Source organism: Salinicola avicenniae, assembly GCF_023736115.1.
GTDB classification, from domain to species: domain Bacteria; phylum Pseudomonadota; class Gammaproteobacteria; order Pseudomonadales; family Halomonadaceae; genus Salinicola; species Salinicola avicenniae.
The window spans coordinates 226,515-241,631 of sequence record NZ_JAKQZC010000002.1 but is presented as its reverse complement, the minus strand read 5'-3'; the positions used below and the strand labels follow the sequence as shown (position 1 = coordinate 241,631).

The following is a 15,117-nucleotide window of genomic DNA, read 5'->3' as shown; positions in this document are numbered from 1 at the left end:
ATGGCGGCGATAGGTTATCGCGCAAAGATGATGCAATGAGGTGACGGCGGATGCCGCGCCGAATCGCGTGAAGTCTAGCAGTTTCGGCCAGCGGCGTCCCGCTGCTCGGTATTCTCCGTGCGCGCGGGGCGTTATAATCGCGGTTTGCCTGGGGGCCCTTGTCGACGCTGCGACGTCGCGAGGCCGCCGCCATCCGGACCGCCGCCGGGCCGCGACGGTCGATGAACAATCAGCAAGGAGTTGTCGCATGTCCGACGTCAAGAAGGTCGTCCTCGCCTATTCCGGCGGCCTGGACACTTCCGTGATCGTGAAGTGGCTGCAGGAAACCTACGACTGCGAGGTCGTCACCTTCACTGCCGATATCGGTCAGGGAGAAGAGGTGGAGCCGGCGCGGGCCAAGGCGCAGGCGCTTGGGGTCAAGGAAATCTACATCGAAGACCTGCGCGAGGAGTTCGTGCGTGATTATGTCTACCCGATGTTTCGCGCCAACACCATTTACGAGGGTGAGTATCTGCTCGGTACCTCTATCGCCCGCCCGCTGATTGCCAAGCGTCTGATCGAGATTGCCAACGAGACCGGCGCCGACGCGATCTCGCACGGTGCGACCGGCAAGGGCAACGATCAGGTGCGCTTCGAGCTGGGCGCCTATGCGTTGAAGCCCGGCGTCAAGGTCATCGCGCCGTGGCGCGAGTGGGATCTCAACTCGCGTGAAAAGCTGATGAGCTACTGCGAGCAGCACGAGATTCCCGTCGACTTCTCCAAGAGCAAGAAGAAGTCGCCCTATTCGATGGACGCCAATCTGCTGCACATCTCCTACGAGGGCGGCATTCTGGAAGATCCTTGGGCCGAGGCCGAAGAGGACATGTGGCGCTGGAGTGTCTCGCCGGAAGCGGCCCCGGATCAGCCGACCTATATCGAGCTGAGCTACGAGAAGGGCGATATTGTCGCGATCGACGGTGAGTCGCTGAAGCCGCATGAGGTGCTGTCGAAGCTCAACAAGCTGGGTGGCGAGAACGGCATCGGCCGCCTCGACATCGTCGAGAACCGCTACGTCGGCATGAAGTCCCGTGGCTGCTACGAGACGCCGGGCGGCACGATCATGCTGCGTGCCCACCGTGCGATCGAGTCGATCACTCTGGACCGCGAAGCGGCCCATCTGAAAGACGAGCTGATGCCGAAGTACGCCAAGGTGATCTACAACGGCTACTGGTGGAGCCCTGAGCGTCGCATGCTGCAGGCGGCCATCGACGAGACCCAGGAATTCGTCAACGGCACGGTGCGGGTCAAGCTCTACAAGGGCAGCGCCACCGTGGTGGGTCGCAAGTCCGAACAGTCGCTGTTCGACGAGTCGATCGCGACCTTCGAAGACGACGCCGGTGCTTATGACCAGAAGGATGCCGAGGGCTTCATCAAGCTCAACGCGCTGCGCCTGCGTATCGCCGCCGGCAAGGGGCGCTCCGCCGATTGAGGCGCCGACCGGCGCGGCATGCCGCCGTACCGGTCATCGACAGGAGGGCAGGTAGCATGCTGAAGAAACTCTTTTCCGGACTGCTGAGTGGGGGGCGCGACAGCGCCACCCCGAAGCCGGAGCGCGAGGCGGTCGAGCATAAGGGCTTTCTGATCGTACCCGAGCCGCAGGATGCCGGCGGCCAGTATCGGGTCAGCGGTTGGATCCGCAAGCCGGATGCGGATGGCGGCATGCGTCAGCGCCGCTTCGAGCGCTCCGATGTGGTTCCGGGCGAAGATGCCTGCGTCGAACTCACCGTCGCCAAGAGTCAGCGCTATATCGATGACGTGGGCGACGACATGTTCGAGCAGGAGCACTGACGGCCGCCAGCACGTGTCTCGCACTGCGAGTCCTGCCATGACGACGGCGCCTTTCGGCGCCGTCGTTGCGTTGGATGGTCACACCAGAAAGCGTTTGCAGAGTGAGTCGGTATGAAAGCGCTGTTGCTTTCCGCCTATGCCGCCGTCAGCCATCGTGAATGGGCCGACGGGCTGCAGGCGGCATTTCCCGAGATAGCCTGGACGCGGCTCGAGCTGCCGCCACGCCATTTCTCCTGGCGCATACGGGCCAACCCGTTGCTGTGGAAGACCGAGGCTTCGGCCTTGCTGGACCGGTCCTACGACCTGGTGGTAGCCACCTCGATGGTTGACCTGGCCACGCTGGTCGGTCTCTGCCCGTCGTTGGCACATGCCCGCAAGGTGGTTTATTTCCACGAGAATCAGTTCGCGTTTCCGCCTTCCGGCCATCAGGCGCCTCGACCCGAGCCGATGATGGTCAATCTCTATGCAGCCATGGCGGCCGACGTGGTGGTGTTCAATAGCGCCTACAATCGCGACAGCCTGATTGCCGGGGCGCGGGCGTTTCTGCATCGCATGCCGGACAACCCCAAACTCGATGACTGGTTCGCGCGCCTGGCCCTCGAGGCGTGGATACTGCCGGTGCCGTTGGCCGATATGACGCCGAAAGCCGCCGGTGGCGGCTGCCGTATCGTCTGGAATCATCGCTGGGAATACGACAAGAACCCCGAGGCGTTCTTTGCCGCGCTTGAGCAGCTGGTGACGCTCGGCGTCGACTTCGAGCTGGCGGTCATGGGGCAGCAGTTCCGACAGTCGCCGGCGGTCTTCGATAGCGCGCGTGCCTGGCTTGGCGAGCGGATCGTCTGCTGGGGCGAGCAGCCGGTCGAAGCCTATCGCGAGATGCTCGAGGCCAGTGACATCGTGGTGTCGACCACCAATCACGAGTTTCAGGGCCTGGCGATCATGGAGGCGGTCACGCGAGGCTGCCTGCCGCTGGTGCCCGATCGGCTCTGTTTTCCCGAATACTATGCCGATGCTTATCGCTATCCCGGTGATGCCGGTGGCCTGGCTGCGCGGCTGGCCGACTGGCTCCGGTTTCCGTCGTCTCGACCGCCCCTGCCGGACGCCTGCGGCTGGCAGTGGCACGCCTGGCGGAAAGGCTACGCCGCGGCCCTCGGGTTAGAGCATGCCTGAGCCGAGATCGCAGTGGCGAGGTTGGTGATCGCTGCCTATCGTTGAGCGACACACCGACATGAGGCAAATTCGCCATGATCGTCGTTCATCACTTGGAGAACTCCCGCTCTCTGAGAATTCTCTGGCTGCTCGAGGAGCTGGAGGTCGACTACGAGATCGTGCGCTATCAGCGTGATGCCCGATCGATGCTGGCCCCTGCGGCCTTGCAGCAGGTGCATCCGCTGGGCAAGTCGCCGGTAGTGGTCGATGGGGAGCAGGTGATTGCCGAATCGGGGGCCATCATCGAGTATCTGGTCGCAACGCACGGAGGGGAGTGGCTGGTGCCCTCCGCCGGTACCGCGTCCCGGGTGCGTTATCTGGAGTGGCTTCACTACGCGGAGGGTTCGCTCATGCCGCTGCTGGTGATGCGCCTGGTCATCTCGCGGCTATCGAAGTCGCCGGTGCCGGCCCCCCTGCGTCCGGTCGGCAAGCTGCTGGCTGGCGGGATGCGGCGGCAGTTTCTCGACCCGCAGCTGCAGCGTCACCTGGCCTACTGCGAACAGTGTGCCGGCGCGCACACCTGGCTGACCGGCGAGCATTTCTCGGCGGCGGACATTCAAATGGGGTTTCCGCTGCTGGCGCTCGATCTCCGTGGGGGGCTCGAGGGCTATCCGGCTTTGAAGCGGCTGCTGCAGGCCATGCGTGAGCGGCCGGCCTACCGACGCGCGGTCGAGAAAGGCGGTGAGCTTAACCTGTGATCTCCCGTTCGACGCAGGTAAGGGTGATATGCTGAGACGATACCGTGATGTTCGAAAGGCTGGCGGCACGCTGCCGAAGCAGGGCTGGAGGAAATGACATGGCGACAACAGATGGGCGCGCGGTGCGTGCATCATGGGCGGGGCTGATCCTGGTGGGGTTGGCCAGTAGTGTTGCCTCGGCCGCGGCGGAAGAGTCGCCGTTCGATCATCAGCCGGAGACTCGGCTTGCCTGCGAACGGTTACAAGCACAGATCGACCGCACCATTCGCGACAATGGGGCGCAGGACTTTCTGCTCGAGGTCGTCGACAACGACCAGGTCACCGACGGGCGGGTACGACCGGGGCGCCCTCATGCGGGCGCAGAGGTCGTCGGCAGCTGCGATGGCGGCACGCGGAAGGTGGTCTATCGCCGCGGGGCGCCGAACGCCCGGAGCGGTGAACGCGCGGCGGGTACGAGCTAGGTCAAGCCGGCGGTCGGGTTCGATTCAGTCGAGCTCGACCTTGTCCGGGTATTCGCAGAGGTCTTCAATCACGCAGCTGCCGCAGCGTGGTTTGCGCGCCAGGCAGGTATAGCGCCCGTGCAGGATCAGCCAGTGATGGGCATCCTTCAAGTAGGCGCGAGGTACGTGCCGCAGCAGCTTCTGTTCGACTTCCAGGACGTTCTTGCCCTTGGCGATCCGGGTGCGATTGGCGACGCGGAAGATATGCGTGTCGACAGCCATTGTCAGCTCGCCGAATGCCGTGTTCAGAATGACATTGGCTGTCTTGCGGCCGACACCGGGTAGCGCCTCCAGTCCTTCCCGGGTGCGGGGGATGTCGCCGCCATACTGTTCGACCAAGAGGTGACAGGTCTTCATTAGATTCTCGGCCTTGGTGTTGTAGAGACCGATGGTCTTGATGTGTTCCTTGAGGCCGTCGATGCCGAGGTCGATGATCGCCTGTGGGGTATTGGCCACTGGGAACAGGCGCGCTGTTGCCTTGTTGACGCCGACATCGGTCGCCTGTGCGGAGAGCAGAACAGCGGCCAGCAGCTCGAAAGGCGTCGTCCAGTTCAGCTCCGTGGTTGGCTCGGGATTGTGTTCCTTCAGGCGCGCAAAAATACGCGCTCGCTTGTCCGCGTTCATGTCTGTGTTCCCTGATCCTTTTTGGCCCCGCCCGCGCCGCCACCGGTCGAGTGGTGAGCCAGAGCGATAAGACGCTCTGCCGCGAGGATCTTCTCTTGGGCCCGCGCGGCGCCTTCCGTGTCCTTCAGGCGTTCGAAGTGGGCGAGCTCCTGACGCGCTTTTCGCCGCGCCTGCTCGGCCGCGGCAACGGCGATGTGCTGGTGGTTCTGCTGAGGAAATTCGTTGCCGGCGACGGCCAGCCCGAGTCGATGGTCGAGTGCCTCGAGTTGTCGTGTGAAAGCGTCCAGCCGCTCGTGCAGTCCGGGGCGTTGTGCCGTTTCCGCCTTCTCGAGCTGGCGCTGGGTACGCTTGTAGCGCGCCGCCAGTGTCGCGCGCTGTGCCTTCAGGGCCGTGAGGTCCTGTTCGCCTCCCTGGCCGCTATCGGCTGCACGTTCGGTGGTCGCCGATGCCTGGCTGGCGCGCGTCGCGGCGATCCGCTGCTCGCGCTTCTGTTGCTTCTCCACCGCGCGTCGGGCCAGTCTCTGATTGCGTGCCTCGAAGCGGCGTCGCCCGTTGCTCGCCCGCGCGTCGAGAAAGGCCGCGCGCTCAGCGTCGTTTTCGGCCTGCCGCCATTGCGGATGTTCGATCAGGTCGATGCAGTCTACCGGGCAAGGTGCCATGCAGAGTTCGCAGCCAGTGCACTCGGCGTTGATGACGCTGTGCATCTGCTTGGCCGCACCGACGATCGCATCGACAGGGCAGGCTTGAATGCACTTCGTGCAGCCGATGCACTCGGCCTCGCGGATGACGGCCAGCAGCGGTGTCTGCGGCGCTTCGATCAAGGCCAGAGCCGGTTGTCCGGTCAAGGCCGCCAGTCGGTCTCGAGTGGCTTCGCCGCCCGGGGGGCAGCGGTTGATCGCTTCGCCGTCGACGATCGCCTCGGCATATGGGCGGCAACCGTCAAAGCCACACTTGCGGCACTGGGTCTGCGGCAATTCGGCATCGATGCGGTCGACGGGGATCGTGGCAGCAGCGGGCAAGAGAGCGGACTCCGGGCGGGAAAGGGCACGCATTATAAACCCATCGCCGCTGCCCTTCGAGCCGCTCAGGCGGGTTGTCGATCCTCTTGCATGACCCGGTTGCGGCCTGCCTGCTTGGCGCTATAGAGTGCGCTGTCTGCCCGCGACAGCAGTGTCGATGCTGAATGCTCCGTGGGCGTGCTGACGGCAACGCCAAGACTGATAGTGACCCAGCCGCGAGGCGAGTGCGCATGCGGCAGGTGTAACTCGACGACCCCTTGGCGCAGCTGTTCCGCGAGGTCGCCCGCGCGTTGCTGGTCGGCTCCCGGCATGATCACTGCAAACTCTTCGCCGCCGACGCGGGCCAACAGCAGATCGTCGATATCCGCCAGCGTACAGACTCGATCGAGACAGCTTGCCAGACGCTTCAGGCAGCGGTCCCCTTCGGGATGGCCGTAACCGTCGTTGTAGGCTTTGAAATCATCGATGTCGATCATGATGGCGGCGATGGGGGGCGGGATATCCGGCGCGGTCAGCAGGTGCTCGAGGTGGGCATCGAAGTGACGGCGATTGGCCAGCCCCGTCAGGTGGTCGGTCTGCGACAGCTCCAACAGGCGGTGGTTGCGCTGGCGCTGATGGCGAATCAGGACGGCGAACTCCCTCGCCAGCCCCCCGACCTCGTCCTGACGTGTCAGCAGGGCAGCCGGCACCTCACTGCAGAAGTCCTCCTGTCTGGCTCGTCGAGTGAAGCGCGAGAGCTGACGCAGCGGGCGCAGGATCACCAGTTCCAGTAACACCACGATCAATATGATGACTACCAGCAGCAGGCCAGCGGTCCACCACTGGGCATAATGCAGGGTCGTCAGATGTTCGATAAAGGCGCGGCGAGGAATGCGGGTGCTCATCAGCCAAGTCTGATCGTTGCTGACGAAGCCGCGCGAGACTTCGGCATTGCCGTCACCGGTGGGGCGCACCTGCAGTGCCGCAGGTGCGCTATCCGGCTGTTGACGCAGCATTAGCCGGCGGCCGGTCGTCTGGCGAAATCGCTCGTGCCAGCGATCGTTCAACGGCCGTATCTGTACGAGCCACCCGGCTGCCGGTCCCATGCCGTTGGAGCGAACCACTGGGTGGGTGGCCGCCAGATAACGGCGGTCGTTCAAGCTGAACAGATAGGCCTCCGGCTCGTCATCCGACAGATTGTCGTCAAGCCAGAGCCGATCCAGAAAAGGCTGCATCCAGCGACAGGTGAAGAAGGGCATGGAGCAGGAGGCGTAGTGGCCGGTATCGGGGTCGATACCGGCGCCCCAGTGCATCTGGTAATGCGCGTCGAGAAACAGCATGGCCTGAAAGTCGAGATCCTCGAACAGGCTATCGCTGAGGTTGACCTGAAGGTAGCGCTTATTGTGACCCTGGATGAACGTATAAGTATCGTCCCAGATCGCCCAGTCCTTGCTCGTCATCATCAGGGTGCGCATCTCGCCTCCAAGCGCGCGTTCGAGACGGTCCATCTCGAGGTCCGCCGATGCTATCTCCTGCGACCTGACATTGGGATAGATCAGCAAGGTGCCGATCAGCAGCAGGGCCGCCATGGCGATGATCAACAGTCCCAGCAGGCTGACAACGAAGCGCCCGCGTAGGGAAAGCAGAAAGGATTGAAGACCGGACATCGCGACACCTGGGCATCCACTTTGCGCCAAAGTGGGCCGAATAAAAGTTAGTGTGCATTGTCTATCGGCGAGGCAGGTGGGAACTTTATTTTATTTAACAGTTATTTACGTTTTACGATTTTGCTGCTGGCAAACGCACGGCGGCCGGCGCCGCGCGTTTGCCCTCGATGGTAGCCGGACCTTCAGGTCACGCGTTCGCCCGGGTTCGCGCCGCTGTCCGGCGAGAGCAGATAGATGCCGTCGTCGTTGCCGGCGGCTAGCACCATGCCTTCGGAGACGCCGAAGCGCATCTTGCGCGGGGCCAGATTGGCAACCATGACGGTCAGGCGGCCTTCGAGCGCTTCCGGGGCGTAAGCCTTGCGAATACCCGAGAACACGGTGCGTGTCTCGCCGCCCAGATCCAGGGTCAGTTCGAGCAGCTTGTTGGAACCCTCGACATAGGCCGCTTTCTCGATTCGGGCGATACGCAGGTCGACCTTGACGAAGTCGTCGAAGGCGATCTCCTCGCTGATCGGGTCATCGGCCAGCGGACTGGCGCTGTCCACAGAAGGTGCCTGGCCGGTCAGTTGCTTCTCCGCCTCGAGCACTTCTTTGGAGGCTGCCATCATGGCGTCGATCCGGTCGCTCTCGATGCGTGTCATCAACGGCTTGAATTTGCCGATGACGTGATCCTTCAGCACGTGCTGGCGGCTCTCCCAGTCGAGAGACTCGACCTGCAGGAAGAGGCGCGCCTGTTCGGCCATGGCTGGCACAACCGGCTGTAGGTAGACCAGCAGAATACGGAACAGGTTGATCCCGACCGAGCAGATGTCGATCACTTCCTGTTCGCGACCGCCTTCCTTCGCCAGTACCCAGGGCGCCTTGTCGGCGATGTAGGCGTTGGCTTCGTCGGCCAGTTCCATTACCCGGCGCATGGCGCGACCGAACTCGCGCGCTTCGAAGTCGGCCGCGATCTCGTCACCCGCATAGATGAAACGTGCCACCAGGTCCGGTTCGGCGCAGGTCGACGACAGCTTGCCGTCGGCCAGCTTCTTGATGAAGCCGGCGCAGCGGCTGGCAATGTTGACCACCTTGCCGACCAGATCCGAGTTCACCCGGGCGGCGAAGTCCTCGAGGTTGAGATCCAGGTCATCGACCCGCGAAGTCAGCTTGGCCGCGAAGTAATAGCGCAGGTACTCCGGGTTCAGGTAGTCGGCGTAGGTCTGCGCCTTGATGAAGGTCCCGCGGGATTTCGACATCTTGGCGCCATTGACCGTGACGAAGCCGTGGCAGTTGACGCCGGTCGGCGTGCGCATGCCGGCGCCTTCGAGCATGGCCGGCCAGAACAGGGCGTGAAAATAGACGATGTCCTTGCCGATGAAGTGGTAGACCTCGGCGGTCGAATCCGCCTTCCAGTAGCTGTCGAAATCGAGGCCTTCGCGATCGCACAGGTTCTGGAAGCTGGCCAGATAGCCGATCGGCGCGTCCAGCCAGACATAGAAGTACTTGCCCGGCGCATCCGGAATCTCGAAGCCGAAGTAGGGAGCATCGCGGGAGATATCCCACTCGTTCAGGCCGGATTCGAACCACTCCTGCAGCTTGTTGGCGATCTGCGGCTGCACGCGGCCGGAGCGCGTCCAGCGCTGCAGGAAAGCCTCGAAGTCGGGGAGCTTGAAGAAGTAGTGGGTCGACGTTCGGACTTCCGGTGTCGCGCCGCTGATCGCGGAAACCGGCTTGATCAGCTCGGCCGGGGTGTAGGTGGCACTGCAGACTTCGCAGTTGTCGCCATACTGATCTTCCGCGCCACACTTGGGGCACGTGCCCTTGATGAAGCGATCGGCCAGAAACAGCCCCTTGACCGGATCGTACATCTGCTCGATATCGAGGGTGCTGATGTGGCCGGCATCGCGCAGCGCCGTATAGATGCGCTCGCTGTGAGCGCGATTCTCTTCGGAGTGGGTCGAGTGGTAGTTGTCGAAGGCGACACCGAATCGGGCGAAGTCCGCCTGGTGTTCCTCGCTGACCTTGGCGATCAGCTGTTCCGGCGTAATGCCTTCCTGCTCGGCCCGCAGCATGATCGCGGTGCCATGGGCGTCATCGGCGCAAACATAATGGCATTCGTGGCCACGGCTCTTCTGGAAGCGTACCCAGATATCGGTCTGGATGTATTCCAGCAGGTGGCCCAGGTGGATCGAGCCGTTGGCGTAGGGCAGCGCGCTGGTGACGAGGATCTGGCGCGAAAGCGAGGCGTTGTTCGACATGGTGGCTGAACGATTCCCGTGACGATAGCCGCGATGACCCGGATATCGGGCCTCACGACTGGCAATAGGCTGAAAACTTGGCCGACGATTGTAGCATCGATGGCACGGGGGTGTTGCTCGCCGTGTTTGACGAGCACCGCTTCGAGATGGCTTAGGCAAGATCGTTTGGGCGAGAGTCGAAGGTCATGGGGCGTTGGAGTCCTTGCGGTATGTCGGGGCTGACAGTTTCCTGTCCAACGAGAGACAATCCGGCTTTTCGGTTGATGCATCGAGAGGCTTCGGTGGGCTATCACGGTTTCATTCTGACTCGCCATTGGCGGGATACGCCGGGTGGTACCGAGGTATCACTGTGGCTTGCGACAGATGATGGGCCACAGAGAGTCGTATTGCCTTCGCAAACGTCGGTGGCCTTTGTTCCAGCGGATCAGCGTGAAGCGGTCGAGCGACTGATCCCACAGGAGCGGGATGTCGAGCTGCGTGAGCTCGAGCTGAAAGACTTCGACCACCGCCCGATGCTTGGCCTCTATTGCCGCCAGCATCGCCAGTTGATGAATCTGGAGCGTCGCCTGGCCGACGCCGGTGTCGATGTGCTCGAGGCCGATATTCGGCCGCCGGATCGTTATCTCATGGAGCGTTTTATCACTGCGCCAGTCATGTTTGCCGGTGAGGAGCGGGTCGTCGGTGAGGAACAGTCAGATGGCGCCTTGGTCAATGCACAGTTGAGGCCGGCGCCGGATTATCGTCCCGCGCTCAGCCTCTGCTCGCTGGATATCGAGACCAGCGAGCGCGGTGAACTCTATTCGATCGGCATTCATGGCTGCGGGCAGCGCGTTGTCTATATGCTTGGGCCGCCGGCGGGAGAGGGGAGCGAGGCCGACCGCGATCGGGATTTCGACCTGGTCTACTGCGGTTCGCGGGGCGGTCTGTTGCAGGCGCTGAATGGCTGGTTCTTGCGCTTCGATCCGGATGCGATCATCGGCTGGAACGTGATCCAGTTCGATTTGCGCAAGCTCGAGCAGCACGCCGAGCGCCTGGGCGTGCCGTTGACGCTCGGGCGGGGCGGCACACCAATGGAGTGGCGCGCGCATGGACACAACCCCGATCATCATTTCGTCACCGTTCCCGGCCGGCTGGCGATTGATGGCATCGAAGCGTTGAAATCGGCGACCTGGAGCTTTCCCTCCTTCAGTCTGGAGAACGTGGCCCAGACGCTGCTGGGCGAAGGTAAGTCGATCGACAACCCCTACCAGCGCATGGCGGATATCAACCGCATGTTTGCGACCGACAAGCCGGCACTGGCGCGCTACAACCTCAAGGACTGCGAGCTGGTCTCGCGCATCTTTGCCCATACGCGAATCATCGACTTCCTGCTTGAGCGGGCCAGCGTCACTGGCCTGGCGGCCGATCGCAGCGGTGGCTCGGTCGCAGCCTTCTCGCACCTCTATCTGCCGCGGCTGCATCGGCTCGGCTTCGTCGCGCCGACACTCGGCAGCCGCGACGGCGCCGATAGTCCTGGCGGCTACGTGATGGATTCGCGTCCCGGGCTCTATGACTCGGTGCTGGTACTCGACTTCAAGAGCCTCTATCCGTCGATCATCCGCTCTTTCCTGATCGATCCGGCGGGGCTGGTGGAGGGGCTGGCTCAGCCGGATGATGCCCATTCCGTGCCCGGCTTTCTCGATGCACGTTTCTCGCGCACGCGGCACGCGCTACCGGAGATTGTGGCGCGGGTATGGGAGGGCCGCGAAGCGGCCAAGCGCGACGGCAATGCGCCCCTGGCGCAGGCGCTGAAGATCATCATGAATGCCTTCTACGGCGTGCTCGGTTCGCGGGGCTGCCGGTTTTTCGATCCGCGGCTGGCGTCATCGATCACCATGCGCGGCCACGAGATCATGCGCCGCACGCGTGAGCTTATCGAAAGCGAAAATCGAGAAGCTGGTTATACCGTTATCTACGGTGATACCGACTCGACGTTCGTCTGGCTCGGTAGGGCGCATTCGGCGGATGAGGCAACGGCGATCGGCGAGCGTCTGGTCGCGCGGGTAAATGCCTGGTGGCGCCAACATCTGGAAGCGGAGTATGGCCTGGACAGTGCATTGGAACTGCAGTTCGAGACGCATTTCAGCCGCTTTCTCATGCCGACCATCCGCGGTGCCGAAGAGGGCAGCAAGAAGCGCTATGCCGGCGTGGTACGCGAGCCGGAGGGTACGGAACGGCTGGTGTTCAAGGGGCTGGAGTCGGTGCGCGCTGACTGGTCGCCACTGGCGAAAACCTTTCAGCGTGAGCTCTATCGCCGAATTTTCGCCGGCGAGTCATACCGGGAGTATGTGCGGGCGATCGTCAGCGAGACGCTGGCTGGCCAGCATGACGCCGAGCTTGTCTATCGCAAGCGTTTGCGTCGGCGGCTGGATGACTACCAGCGCAATGTGCCGCCCCATGTGCGTGCCGCACGCCTGGCCGACGACTTCAATCGCCGGATGGGGCGGCCGCTGCAGTACCAGAAGGGGGGCTGGATACGCTATGTGATCAGCGTGGCAGGGCCGGAGCCGCTCGAGGTGCAGCGCTCGCCGATCGACTACCAACACTATGTCAGTCGCCAGCTGCAGCCGGTAGCCGACGGTATTCTGCCGTTTATCGGCGATACCTTCGAGTCGCTGACCGACCAGCAGCTGGGGCTGTTCTAAGGGCGACCGGAGCGCTAACCGGCGGTATCCGTCTCGCGCTCCTCGGCGGCGGGCGAGTAGACCGTGAAGTTGTCGAAACCCTGTGCGGCAAGATGTTCGACCTGCAGGCGACTCATGGTGCCTTGGGCGCAGTAGAGCCGATAGTGGCCATCACGCGGCAGTTCTCCGGCACGGGAGGCAAGATCGAAATAGGGGATGAGTAAGGGTGTCTCGTTGTCCGGGAGCGTCAGCGGGGCGGCTTCCCGTTCGTCGGGATGGCGAATATCGATCACGCGCGTGTCACCGCGCGGGGCGGATGTCTCTCGGGAGCTGGTGCCGCCATCGGTACGGCGGTTACCGGCATCGGACCGGATATCGGAATCGGTATCGCGCTCTGTTGTGCCTGCGGATGCCGACGTGCCAGCGGATGACGAAGTGCTAGTGAATGCCGAGCTCGCCCTGCGGCTGTCTCGCAGACGGTCGCTGCGCGTGATCCGAGCGGCCGCCACGGCGGTGTCCAGCACCTGCGGATCGAGCGCGGCTTCGGCGCTCTCGACCGCCTGCGCACGGGGGCGGGTATTGGGGCGCCGGGAGATCGTGCCGCACACTTCTGGCAGTCCCTCGGCGAGCGCTGCCGTACCGATACGTCGCGCCTGGTCGATGATGCTTGCCTTGTCGCTGGCGATCAGCGGGCGCAGCACCGGTCGCTCGGTGACGGCGTCGATCAGCCCAAGGTTGATCAGGCTCTGGCTGGAGACCTGCGCCAGGGCATCCCCGGTAATCAGCGCGTTGACGCGCAGTCGGGCAGCCAGACGGTTAGCGGCGCGAATCATCTGGCGTTTCAGGATGACGCCGGCGACTCCGGCAGGGGCGGCGCGCTGAATCTCGTGCATGACCTCGACGAACGGCACGCTGATGAAATCGACCCGATGAGAGGCGCCGTACTGCTGCCACAGTCGATGGGCCGCTTCGCGGACGGTGTACTCCTGATCGGCTCCGCCGAGATCGAAGTAGAGGAAGTGCGTCTTGAGTCCGCGGCGCATCAGCTGCCAAGCCGCTACTGGTGAGTCGTAGCCGCCGGAAATCAGTGCTAGTCCGGCGCCTTGGGTGCCCATCGGATAGCCACCGAGCCCAGGCAGGCGTCGTTCGATCAACGTCAGGGTGTCATCGCGGACCTCGACTCGTACATCGATCTCCGGATGCTTGAGGTCGACGCGGGCGGCGGGGGCCGCGTCGATCAGTGCCGCGCCGAGATAGCGTTCCAGCGCTTCCGAGCTGAACGTGTGATCGCCGCGGCGTTTGACGCTGACCCGGAAGCGTCGCGTTGCCAGCGCGTTGCGCCACAGGGGAACCAAGTGGGCGGCCACGTCGGCGAAGGAGTGCCATTTCAGGGAGCGCGCGATCTGGATCTCGTGGATGCCGCTGATGCCGCCTAGGCGGGTTTCCAGGGCTTCGCGGCTTGCCGCGTCCAGCGCGGTACGCGGGCGCACCTCCAGCACGTCCCAGTGGTCACTGACACGCACCCGTGGCGAGATAGGATCGAGTGCGTTGCGGATATTGGTGCGCAGGTGACGCACCATCTCCCGTCTGACAGGACGAGACTTGGTCACGATTTCCGGGAAGAGCTTGACGCGATAACGCATGAGTGAGCTTTGGGCTATAAGGATTGAGCGACCGCATTCGGGCCAGCGAATTCGAATGAGCCAATGGGAACTAGGCCGTTCGCACAGTTCGCATTAGTGAGTCCGCATTAGATAGGCCGCATTAGACAGGTCGCATGAGAAAGTTCGGACTGGCACATGCGGCGTCGAGCGGGACGCGGGTGGCGTAGCGTATCAGCTGGCCAGCGTGGCCTCCAGCGTTGCCAACCTCCACGAAAAGCGCGATGAAACTGCTACGCTGATAGTGGCTTTTCGGTCCCGTTGCGCGGGGCGCAGCATGGGAAAGTCGCAAGGGAGGCAAGTGCAATGCAGTACGAACTCTACTACTGGCCAGGCATTCCCGGGCGCGGGGAATTCGTGAGGCTCGCGCTCGAGGATGCGCAGGCCGACTATGTCGATGTCGGCAGGCAGATCAATGGCGCCTGCAAGGTCAGCGAGTTCCTTCACGGCAATGATCCGGGGCAGCCGCATTTCGCGCCACCGGTCCTGCGCGCAGGTGATATGACCCTGTCTCACGTGGCGAACATCCTGCAATTTCTGGCACCGTCGCTTGGTCTGATTGCCGAGGACGAGGCCAGCCGGCTGTGGGCCAATGGCCTACAGTTGACGCTGACCGATTTCGTCGCAGAGATTCACGATACGCACCACCCGATCGGCGTTTCGCTCTACTATGAAGACCAGAAACGGGAGGCGCTGCAGCGCACGGAGGTTTTTGTGCAGGAGCGTCTGCCCAAGTTTCTGCACTACTTCGAGCGCGTACTGGCGGCGAATGCCGACAGCGAGGCTTATCTGGTCGGCACTGCCCACAGTTACGTCGACCTGTCGCTGTTTCAGGTCGTCACGGGCCTGCGCTATGCGTTTCCGCGGGCGATGGATCGGCTCGAGGAAGAGCTGCCGGCAGTGACCGCGCTGGTTGATCGTGTCGGTCAGCGCCCCCACGTTGCCGCCTACCTGACGTCCGACAGGCGGCAGGACTTCAACGAGGATGGTCTGTTTCGACACTACCCCGAGCTGGATCTATGAGCGGAGC

Annotated in this window: 12 protein-coding genes; 7 read left to right on the top strand and 5 right to left on the bottom strand. The window is 63.2% G+C overall.

Features of this window, described 5'->3' with window-relative positions:
• Positions 1 to 40 precede the first annotated feature (40 nt).
• The 5 genes from MC381_RS04580 (at position 41) to MC381_RS04560 (ending at position 4,195) form a co-directional block, all read left to right on the top strand.
• Positions 41 to 1,468 carry an argininosuccinate synthase gene (locus MC381_RS04580; RefSeq protein WP_335342006.1) on the top strand — a complete coding sequence of 476 codons (1,428 nt, stop codon included), beginning with the start codon at positions 41 to 43 and terminating at the stop codon, positions 1,466 to 1,468.
• Positions 1,469 to 1,524: 56 nt separating this feature from the next.
• Positions 1,525 to 1,827: an HlyU family transcriptional regulator gene (locus tag MC381_RS04575; RefSeq protein WP_251976553.1), complete on the top strand. Its 303-nt coding sequence runs from the start codon at positions 1,525 to 1,527 to the stop codon at positions 1,825 to 1,827.
• A 111-nt stretch (positions 1,828 to 1,938) separates the two neighbouring features.
• On the top strand, positions 1,939 to 2,997 hold the full coding sequence (locus tag MC381_RS04570) for a tRNA-queuosine alpha-mannosyltransferase domain-containing protein (RefSeq protein WP_251976552.1): 1,059 nt from the start codon (positions 1,939 to 1,941) through the stop codon (positions 2,995 to 2,997).
• A 74-nt stretch (positions 2,998 to 3,071) separates the two neighbouring features.
• Positions 3,072 to 3,734 (top strand): glutathione S-transferase family protein, encoded by a 663-nt coding sequence (locus tag MC381_RS04565; protein WP_251976551.1) that lies wholly within the window; start codon positions 3,072 to 3,074, stop codon positions 3,732 to 3,734.
• Positions 3,735 to 3,832: 98 nt separating this feature from the next.
• Entirely contained in the window at positions 3,833 to 4,195 is a 363-nt protein-coding gene (locus tag MC381_RS04560; protein ID WP_251976550.1) for a DUF1161 domain-containing protein, read from the top strand.
• 24 nt (positions 4,196 to 4,219) lie between these two features.
• Here MC381_RS04560 and nth read toward each other — a convergent pair whose 3' ends face one another.
• The 4 genes from nth to metG all read right to left on the bottom strand — a co-directional run bounded on the left by nth (position 4,220) and on the right by metG (position 9,763).
• A complete protein-coding gene (gene nth / locus MC381_RS04555) occupies positions 4,220 to 4,858 on the bottom strand; it encodes an endonuclease III (protein WP_251976549.1) in 639 nt (212 codons plus the stop codon).
• A complete protein-coding gene (locus MC381_RS04550) occupies positions 4,855 to 5,877 on the bottom strand; it encodes an RnfABCDGE type electron transport complex subunit B (RefSeq protein WP_251976548.1) in 1,023 nt (340 codons plus the stop codon). Before MC381_RS04550 ends, nth begins: the two co-directional genes overlap by 4 nt.
• Before the next feature lie 65 nt (positions 5,878 to 5,942).
• A complete protein-coding gene (locus tag MC381_RS04545) occupies positions 5,943 to 7,523 on the bottom strand; it encodes a sensor domain-containing diguanylate cyclase (RefSeq protein WP_251976547.1) in 1,581 nt (526 codons plus the stop codon).
• Positions 7,524 to 7,705: 182 nt separating this feature from the next.
• Positions 7,706 to 9,763 carry a methionine--tRNA ligase gene (gene metG, locus MC381_RS04540; protein WP_251976546.1) on the bottom strand — a complete coding sequence of 686 codons (2,058 nt, stop codon included), beginning with the start codon at positions 9,761 to 9,763 and terminating at the stop codon, positions 7,706 to 7,708.
• 263 nt (positions 9,764 to 10,026) lie between these two features.
• Here metG and MC381_RS04535 point away from each other — a divergent pair, with 263 nt between their 5' ends.
• Positions 10,027 to 12,447, top strand: a complete 2,421-nt coding sequence (locus MC381_RS04535) for a DNA polymerase II (RefSeq protein ID WP_251976545.1) — start codon at positions 10,027 to 10,029, stop codon at positions 12,445 to 12,447.
• Positions 12,448 to 12,461: 14 nt separating this feature from the next.
• Here MC381_RS04535 and thiI read toward each other — a convergent pair whose 3' ends face one another.
• Positions 12,462 to 14,069, bottom strand: coding sequence for a tRNA uracil 4-sulfurtransferase ThiI (gene thiI, locus MC381_RS04530; RefSeq protein ID WP_251976544.1), 1,608 nt, complete (start codon positions 14,067 to 14,069; stop codon positions 12,462 to 12,464).
• Between the two features lie 324 nt (positions 14,070 to 14,393).
• Here thiI and MC381_RS04525 point away from each other — a divergent pair, with 324 nt between their 5' ends.
• On the top strand, positions 14,394 to 15,110 hold the full coding sequence (locus MC381_RS04525) for a glutathione S-transferase (protein WP_251976543.1): 717 nt from the start codon (positions 14,394 to 14,396) through the stop codon (positions 15,108 to 15,110).
• Positions 15,111 to 15,117: the final 7 nt, after the last annotated feature.